The organism is Syntrophales bacterium, assembly GCA_030655775.1.
Taxonomy (GTDB): domain Bacteria; phylum Desulfobacterota; class Syntrophia; order Syntrophales; family JADFWA01; genus JAUSPI01.
In genome coordinates this window covers 1-8,855 of the sequence record JAUSPI010000132.1, presented here as the reverse complement: position 1 = coordinate 8,855, position 8,855 = coordinate 1, and the positions used below count along the sequence as shown (strand labels likewise).

Annotated in this window: 9 protein-coding genes; 2 read left to right on the top strand and 7 right to left on the bottom strand. The window is 46.5% G+C overall.

Annotation, left to right across the window (positions count from 1 at the left end):
- Window positions 1-69: 69 nt before the first annotated feature.
- The 5 genes from hisS to Q7J27_07070 all read right to left on the bottom strand — a co-directional run bounded on the left by hisS (window position 70) and on the right by Q7J27_07070 (window position 4,376).
- A complete protein-coding gene (gene hisS / locus Q7J27_07090; protein ID MDO9528907.1) occupies window positions 70-1,359 on the bottom strand; it encodes a histidine--tRNA ligase in 1,290 nt (429 codons plus the stop codon).
- A gap of 286 nt (window positions 1,360-1,645) precedes the next feature.
- Window positions 1,646-2,092: a response regulator gene (locus Q7J27_07085; protein MDO9528906.1), complete on the bottom strand. Its 447-nt coding sequence runs from the start codon at window positions 2,090-2,092 to the stop codon at window positions 1,646-1,648.
- Between the two features lie 110 nt (window positions 2,093-2,202).
- Window positions 2,203-2,562 (bottom strand): four helix bundle protein, encoded by a 360-nt coding sequence (locus Q7J27_07080; protein ID MDO9528905.1) that lies wholly within the window; start codon window positions 2,560-2,562, stop codon window positions 2,203-2,205.
- Window positions 2,563-2,622: 60 nt separating this feature from the next.
- Window positions 2,623-3,513 (bottom strand): diguanylate cyclase, encoded by an 891-nt coding sequence (locus Q7J27_07075; GenBank protein MDO9528904.1) that lies wholly within the window; start codon window positions 3,511-3,513, stop codon window positions 2,623-2,625.
- A complete protein-coding gene (locus Q7J27_07070; GenBank protein MDO9528903.1) occupies window positions 3,510-4,376 on the bottom strand; it encodes a GIY-YIG nuclease family protein in 867 nt (288 codons plus the stop codon). Before Q7J27_07070 ends, Q7J27_07075 begins: the two co-directional genes overlap by 4 nt.
- Between Q7J27_07070 and Q7J27_07065 the strand changes: the two genes are divergently transcribed.
- Window positions 4,287-4,703, top strand: coding sequence for a hypothetical protein (locus Q7J27_07065; GenBank protein ID MDO9528902.1), 417 nt, complete (start codon window positions 4,287-4,289; stop codon window positions 4,701-4,703). The genes Q7J27_07070 and Q7J27_07065 overlap by 90 nt on opposite strands.
- Before the next feature lie 7 nt (window positions 4,704-4,710).
- Here the strand turns inward: Q7J27_07065 and Q7J27_07060 are convergent, their stop codons facing one another.
- A complete protein-coding gene (locus tag Q7J27_07060) occupies window positions 4,711-7,230 on the bottom strand; it encodes a PAS domain S-box protein (GenBank protein ID MDO9528901.1) in 2,520 nt (839 codons plus the stop codon).
- A gap of 275 nt (window positions 7,231-7,505) precedes the next feature.
- Window positions 7,506-7,706 (bottom strand): cold-shock protein, encoded by a 201-nt coding sequence (locus Q7J27_07055; protein MDO9528900.1) that lies wholly within the window; start codon window positions 7,704-7,706, stop codon window positions 7,506-7,508.
- Window positions 7,707-8,397: 691 nt separating this feature from the next.
- On the opposite strand from Q7J27_07055, the gene Q7J27_07050 reads away from it, so the two are divergent.
- The coding region (locus Q7J27_07050; GenBank protein ID MDO9528899.1) for a molybdopterin-dependent oxidoreductase at window positions 8,398-8,855 on the top strand (458 nt) is incomplete at its 3' end.

The following is an 8,855-nucleotide window of genomic DNA, read 5'->3' as shown; positions in this document are numbered from 1 at the left end:
TGAGATTCTGAAACGAGTTCAGAATGACAAAAGGGGGAAGATGTCACCCTGAACCATACCCTGAAGATGTCACCCTGAACTTGATTCAGGGTCTATTTCAGGATTTATTATTTTGCTTATCGCTTCCTCTATATTATCAAGGCTCAGAGTTTCCTGTGTCCCTTCTTTCATATTCCTCAATTCAGCCTTCTTTTCCCGTATTTCATTTTCACCAAGAATCAGCGTATAGCGGCTGTTAAATTTATTTGAACGTCTCATCTGGCTTTTGAGGCTTTTTCCTGAATAATCCATTTCCGTTCTGATTCCCTGTATTCGGAGGTGGTTGCACAGCGTGTAGGCGAATTCCTGGGCTTCATCACCAAGGGCGGCAATGAAGAGGTGAGGGTGCGTTACAAACTCTTCATCTTTCATCGGCAGTAATAAAATCAGGCGTTCAATCCCGATTGCAAAGCCTATTCCAGGGATATCCGGTCCACCCAGTTCTTTTATCAGCCTGTCGTATCTTCCTCCCCCTGCTATGGCGTTTTGTGCCCCGAGTAGTTCCGTCGTAACTTCAAAGGCCGTTCTGGTGTAATAATCAAGACCTCGGACCATTTTTGCGTTTATTTTAAAGGATATATCAAAAACTTTCAGGTATTCCTTGACCTTTTCAAAATGATCCTGGCATTCGGGGCAGATGTAATCGAGCAATTTGGGTGCATCGGATATGATTTCCCGGCAACCTTCCATTTTACAGTCAAAAACTCGAAGTGGATTGGTTGTATGACGCCTTTTACAGTCCGAGCAAAGTTCATCTTCATGATCTATGCAAAAAGCAGCCAACTTTGACCGAAATAAGGGCCGGCATTCGGGACACCCCAGTGAGTTTATCTCAAGACCCAGGTCGGGGAGATTAACGCTCTTCAAAAAACAGATCAGCATGAGTATAAGTTCTGCGTCAACGCGGGGATCATCCTGGCCGATGAGTTCCACGTTTATCTGGTGAAACTGCCTGAATCTTCCTTTCTGTGGCCTTTCACGCCTGAACATGGGACCTATGGTGAAAAGCTTTGCCACCGGATCCGCGGCATGCATGTTATGTTGCAGATATGCCCGTATAACCGATGCCGTTGCTTCGGGACGGAGCGTCAGATACTCCTCCCCGATATCTTTGAATGTATACATTTCCTTTTCGACGATATCGGTGGTCTCCCCAATACCTCTCTTGAATAGATCAGTCTTTTCAAGAATCGGCACCTTTATCTCACTGAGACCGAAATTTTTAAATATTTCCCGGGCTCTTTCCTCTATATACTGCCATTTTCCCGTTTCTTCCGGCAATATATCTTTGAACCCTCTTACAGCAGTAATAATTTCCATAAACCTCCTGTTATTCAGGTGGATAGGTGGAAGGTTGAAGGTAGAAGGCTGAAGGTGGAAGGTAGATATGATTAATATTGATGGACTCGTAAAAAGTCTGTCATTCCCGCGTAGGCGGGAATCCATAGAGGGCTAAGCACTTAAAAAAACTGGATTCCCGTTTTCACGGGAATGACAGAGAGGAACGAAATCCGACTTTTTACGAATGTGTCAATATTCCTTCAGCCCTAACAGCCTTCAGCCTTCCACCTTCAGCCTTCCACCTTCAGCCTTTTACCTTCTACCTTCAGTCTATTTTCGGCAATGAGTTGACAATGGTCCAGTAGAGTCTTATGTCTTTGATCTTCTTTGCAAATTCCTCAAAGTCCACCGGTTTGGTCACGTAGCTGTTGGCCCCGCCGGCATAGCTTCTCACTATCTCTTCATCCCTGGATGACGTGGTAAGCATAATAATGGGGATGGACCTAACATCGGGGTCCTTCTTCAGCGTCTCCAGCACCTCAAGGCCGTTCACCTTAGGCAGGTGGATATCGAGAAGTATCAAACCAGGCCTGGGGTATTTTTCCGTGTCTTCGTATTTGCCCTGATGGTATACGAAATCAAGCGCCTCCTGCCCATCTTTAACAACATAGATGTCATTTATAAGATGGTTATTTTTTAATGCCCTCAACGTCAGCTCTATGTGATCCTCATTGTCTTCCACTAACAAAATATCTACCGGTTTTCCTTTCATTTGATATTAACTCCTCTATTTAGGTATTTAGGTTGAAGGTAGAAGGCTGAAGGTGGAAGACTGAAGGCTGTTAGGGCTGAAGGAATATTAATCATATCTACCTTCCACCTTCAGTCTTCCACTCGCAACGATCGAATTAAACCATTCAAGACCTTCTCTGTTTCGACAATCTTTGGTTCAATCAGAGATGAATCCTGGTTGCGCAAGAATCCCAAACGCTTCGACAAATTTAGCTGATAATGCAACTCTCTCAATGACCCGAAGGCTATATAGAGAAAACGAAGGTAATCGGCCTGGCTGTCACGTGCGCATCCTTCAACGATGTTTGATGGAACTGAAACCGCCGCCCGTCGCATTTGAGAAGTCAGACCGTACAGCTCTTCTCTCGGAAACACTGCGGTAACCTGATAAATCAATACTGCCACTTCGTCAGCCAGCTCAAATGCCCGAAGTTTTGTATGATCACGCATAATCCTTCAGCCATTTAGGTAGAAGGTAGAAGGCTGAAGTGATCTAACAACCTTCAGTCTTCAGTCTTCCACCTTCCACCTTTTACCTTCTACCTTTTTAGCTTCGTACAGCGCGTCATCGGCTGTCTTGATAAAATCCTTCATGCCGCTTTCAGGGTCATATTCCGCAATGCCAGCGCTGATGCCGATATTGCCCATCCTCTTTTCTCTGACCAGTTCCCGGATTCGCCCCGCCACGACGTCGGCCTGTTTTATGTCAGCGCCGGGCAGGATGGCAGCAAATTCATCCCCGCCGTAACGGCAGCCGGAATCAACCTTGTCCCTGATGGAAGAGAGGATGATTCTCCCGGTTTCCTTAAGGACCTTGTCTCCTTCAAAATGGCCGAAGGTGTCATTATATTCCTTGAAATGGTCGAGGTCGAACATGATAAGAGACAACTTTCCGTTCTGCCTCTTTGCCCTGACCACCTCTTCCTCCAACTTCTGATAGAAATACCTGCGATTAAATATGCCCGTCAGATCATCTGTGATGACAAGCCTTTCCATATCGAGAGCAAGCCTCTCTTTCTCCCTTTCCATTTCATGTTGCTTCACAGCCTTAAATATGACGGAGGGCAAAAGCGTCCGATAGTTTCCCGATTTGACCATATAATCATACGCGCCCTTCTTCATCGCCTCGACGGCAATCCTTTCATCACCCTGGCCGGTTACCATGATCACGGGTATATCGTATCCCCGCTCCATGATACGCTCAAATACAGTCAGGCCGTCCATTCCGGGAAGTGAATAGTCCAGCAGTATCGCCGCGGGCCAAGCATCCCCGGCAAGGCCTTCCAGATACCGCAGAGCGTCTTCTCCCGATTCAAGCAGACAAACCTCAAAGTGGGGCTCAAGCGCCAGCCTGGCAAGCTCCGCATGATCCGGATTGTCTTCGATGATTAGAATTTTCATGGATATACCTTTCCGCTTCCCCGCGGGCTTACCCTGTTACACCATGGAGGGGCGCCGAAATCGTCCGCAAAGAGGTCATATAATCTCTTCTCCTCTTCCTGACAGTTTGTTTCTAAAACAATATACCTGAAAAGGCAATCATATTTTTCCAGGTATCCCCTTATACCCCCGTTTTTATTGTACGACTTCAGGTGTTCGTTCATCCTTTTTCTGATATTTCCGGTGCTGCCGATGTAAAACGCGCTGTCCGCGCCGCCGGGATATTTGATCTGAGCGTCCGCAATGCTGAGTTCATAAATACCCGGTTTTGCGGGGGCGTTTTTTTTCACGGAATCCGTATCGAGACGGCAGGCCGCGGAGAATCTGCGCCGTTCGGAGGAATAACCGCCACCCCCCTTCCTCCGGTAAAGATTGGGAATGCCCAGCTCCTGGCGACAGAATCCCACCTGCCGCCGGGTAATGGCGAGGCCGTGTCTTTGCTTCAGCCGGTCCCTGATCTCTCCATCGTTAAGCGGTCTCTCTGTTTTCCCCGAGGCAAGCTCCTGCCGCTCCTCGTCCATCAGCACGCTTATGGCACGCCTGTGGATGTCGCGGCCGGTGGGAAAAAAGAATTTGAGAGGTCTTTCCCCGCCGGAGGGGACGACAACGGTCTTGCCGTCAATAAGCCTCGATATCCTGCTGGCGTCAATCACAGGATCCGCCCCGTTGCCGGCCCTTATTGTCAGGGCAAGTTCCGCCCGGCTCAGGGGCTTTAGATCAAGGGGGCTTCCCGAATGAAAATAATCCCTCTGGCCTATAAAAACGGCGTTCAAAATCTCATGGGTGATCCGGTTTCTGGCGGTTATGATCCTCAACTTCCGCATCAGTGCCTCGCCCTTCTCAAAGAGGCTGGGATCGCCATTGAACAGATACTCCTTCCCGAAGCCGGGATGTCGGTAGCGGATAGCAAAATTTGGAGCGCATCCGATAATTCCGACAGCGTCGCGGCTCACTCTGTCACGGGACGCGGTCTTTTCGGCTCCCTCGAGCTGTTTGATGACTATAGCGCCTTTTTCAGACAGGGCATTGAAAAGAAGATCTCCTTCCGCCTCATCTATAAACTTTTCAAATCGGGCGGGGGAGAGCTTCAGAAATTTAGCCAGTATAATTTTGCCGATAAGCTCGGCCTGGCGCCGGTCATGTTTATATGAAAACCCTTCAGCCTTCAGCCTTCAACTTTCCACCTATCCCCACCGAAAAATAGAAGGTCGCCCCTTTTCCCCTCTCCGATTCCACCCGGACCGAACCGCCATGAACCTCCGCAATCCTTTCCACAATGGCGAGGCCAATGCCCGTCCCTTTTGCGTCCACCTCCTTCAGTCTCTGGAATATCTGAAATATCCTTTGATGATACTCCGGATCGATGCCGATCCCGTTGTCCTTCACGTAAAATTCGTGGAAGCCGCCTGTCTTTTTGCACCCGACCTCAATCACCGGACTTTCGGCATCTCCCATATATTTGACGCTGTTCTGGATCAGATTCTCGAAGACCTGATATATACTGATCCTTTCACAATGAATAACGGGAAGGCTGCTTTGCACATTCACCTTTATGCCCCTCTTTTTCAACTGGGGGCTAAGAACATCCAGGACGTCACTGATTATCTCCACGGAAGGGACGTCCTCAAAAGCGCCGGCAACCCTGCCGATCCTCGAAAACTCAAGGAGATCGTCGATGAGAATCTCCATCTGCCTGACATTGGCCTGTATGCGCGCCAGGTATCTTTTTCCCGTGTCGTCTAATTTATCCTGAAAGTCGGCAAGGAGGATCGAAGAGAAGCCCTGGATAGAAACGATAGGCGCCCTCAGGTCATGGGATATGATATAGACAAAGCTCTCCATCTCCTTGTTCTTTTTTCTGATCTCCTCCGTCAGCCTCGCCATTTCGGTGACGTCTTCTATGACCAGGATGATATCTTCTTCTTCTTCTTCTTCTTCTTCTTCTTCTGCACGGCGGATACCACTTGCCGTTATGTTCAGGATTTTTTCCGGGTGACTCGAAGAGGTATGTTTTACCCCATAGAGCCGGCGAGTTTCTCCGGTCTCAATCACCTCATCAAGGGTCTTGAGGAGCCCCCCTTCTTTCAGGAGATCGCTGGAGAATATCTCTTTGATATTTTTTCCCACCACATCATCATCCCCCGATCCCCTTATTTCCCGATACGTTCGGTTGACCGATTTTATGTTCAGATCTTTATCCAATACAAGGAGTGAGGAGGGTATGCTGGCTACGATCTTTTCGCTGTATTCTTTGAGATATTTCAAATTCGCCTTTGTCTGCTCGTGCTCAGTTCTATCCCTGACTGTGGCAAAAAGGCCGGTGATGTTGCCTCCCTGATCCATTAGAGGTGAAGTGCTGATACGGCAAATTCTGATTGCGTTATCTTTTTTCCTGATTTCCACGTTGTAAATCTGCGGGATCTTTTCACCGATCGATTTTTCAAATCTTTTTCCGCGATGCTTTTCGGTCAGGATAGTCAGAAAGCGCTTTCCCATAAGTTCGCCGGGGGTGTATCCATAATCCTCGATTCTGGGGTTGATATAGGTGAAACAGCCATCTGTATCAACGGTATAGATGAGATCATTTGCGCTCTCCAGGAGATTCCGGAGGTAGTCCCTTGATTTTTTTATTTCCTCTGCAAGTTTGGTTTCTCTCCTCAGCATCTCAATCCGCCGCCGGTCAAGGCTCAGGATGTACAGGAGGCCGGAGAGTATTGTCGCTATGATGAACGCCATCGTGAGCAGGGTATTTTCGAAATTCTTCCTGCTCATTAGCGTGACTTCCGCTGCGGGAGTCGCCAGAGCAACTGAATATTGCCTGCCGCCAAGGTAAAAGGGGGCATAGGCGATGAGCTTTTTGATTTTTCCCTTTTGCCCGCTGTGCCAGCCACTGATATACACATCGGTCCCTGACTCCCCCCTCATCATCTTTTCCCGCATGATCATGTTTATTTCTTCAAAAGAGATGCCGGGAGCCCTTTCTTCCCTGACGGTAAAAACGTTAAAGCCTATGAACTCCTTTATAGGGTGTGAGACAAATATCCCTCTATCATCTATTATCCAGCAGTAGTCCGTTCTTCTTGACCCGATCGTCTCGACACGTATGCTCTTCTCAAGCATTGAGGCAAAATCGATACTTGCGCCCAATACACCGGCGAATCTACCATTATCATAAAGCGGAACAATGATGAAAATTGTTTTGAAGCGGCCTTTAATGTCAACATGTTTTTCGCCGCCGGCCAAGAGCATCCTGGATATATAAGGCCTGCCTGTTCTTTTGACCTCACTGAAGTAGGGTCTGAAGCTGAAATCTTTCCCTGTCACACCTTTCAGCCTGTCCTCCGGAAGATAATGCGTTAATATTCCCTTGTTATCCAGGCGGAAGAGGAGCGTTGTGTTTTTTTCTTTCAGATCAGCATAAAGCGTTTCAAGGCCGGCCCGACATCTTTCATCCCCCTTTATTGTTGAGGCTATCCGGGAGGCTGTCAAAAGCTCGCTTATGATGTCGTCCACGGCCAGTTCCGTTTTACGGCTTATCAGTTTTGCAAGCATCAACTGGCGTTCGTTGAAGCTTGCCTCTATATTGGCCTTAATCAGAAGATGCTTTTTGTAAATAAACAGCGATCCCGCGGCTGTCAGCAGCAGGACGGCAATGCAGATTATTGCTGTTCTTTTCATTTATAAGGTCCTTGATTGGCTATTCAATATTGATGGCATCGTAAAAAGTCGGATTCATTGAATGTGTCATTTCGACCGCAGGGAGAAATCTTATTTTTTCAATATGTTGCAGTAAGATTTCTCCTGTCGTCGAAACAAGGATTTCTCGCTTCACTCGAAATGACAGGCCAAAGAGACTTTTTACGAGTTTATCAATATTTAGAAACCCGGAGAAAATAAAAAAAGGTGCAACATTAAATTAATGGAGCGCCTTTTTTTCTGTTTGGAATAATGGTCTAAACTACTGTTACATTTACTGCAGCAGGACCTTTTTGACCCTGTTCTATGTCAAAAGTAACACGATCACCATCATGAAGAGTTTTGAAACCGTCCCCATTGATTCCTGAATGATGAACAAAAACATCCGGACCATCTTCTTGTTCGATGAACCCGTAGCCTTTTTTATCGCTAAACCATTTTACAATTCCATTAGTCATAGTGACACCCTCCTTTCAAAAAATTTTCATGGTTCCAAACTTCAGGCCGCCGCTTTTGACAAATGGATATTTCCTTTGACAAATGGATATTTCCTTCGGAACGAAACCTGCATGTCGATAAATGAGAATATTTATTGACACATAATAATAATCTATTTTTATCTAAAGTCAAGTCGTTAATGAAAAATATTAATGCAAAAAATAGAATTTTAAGCTTTAAGAACCAACTCAAGTTTTTGAAGTAAACCTATCGGTTTTTTCTATGAAAAAACCATCCTGTCATCGGAAAATCCAGTTTGACAAATTGGAATGTTCGCTTTATCATTCAGTCAATTCGGTTTATCTGCCATTTTGACAGAAGGCTAATGAATTTGAGTTTTTTATGAATTCATCAAGTTTAGGATGGAAAAAATTGGATTCCTCATTTTTTATCACAAATCAAAAAAATAAATTTTTCTTTCCTCTTGTCCGTTTCACCTGAATACTCTGCAACTCCTAACGCCCAGGTCCTGGGTCGTCTTAGGATATTACGTCTTATCCTTTATTCCTTATAAGCAAACCATACAAAACTATATGGCTTCCCTGTTCTTGGGCCATGCCCTCTCGGGGAGATGGGCACAGGGAGCCTCTCGGATAGAGATGTCGATATACTATTGTTAACCAAAAGGTCTAATAAAAGGAGGTAGGGTTTATGAATGTTACTCGAAGGGAGTTTATCCAGATTACTGGTGCTTCGGCAGCCGGTCTTGCGGTAAGCGGCCTTGGGTTTGACCTTTCGCCGGTCAAAGCCCATGCGCAAATGCTCAAGACAAAATATGCCAAAGAGACCACCACAATCTGCTGCTATTGCGCGGTGGGATGCGGTGCTATTGTGCATACCAGTAAGAAGGGCGACGGTCGTGTCATCAACATCGAAGGTGATCCGGATCATGTAATCAACAGGGGTTCGCTTTGTTCAAAGGGCGCTTCGATCTCTCAGCTTACTGAGAATGAAAACAGACTTGTTGAGCCCATGTACAGAGCGCCACATGCTAAAGAGTGGAAAAAGGTTTCATGGGACTGGGCGCTAACGGAAATCGCCAAAAGGGTTAAGGAAACAAGGGATGCAGCATTTGAATACAAAAATGCCAAAGGGCAGGTGGTAAACCG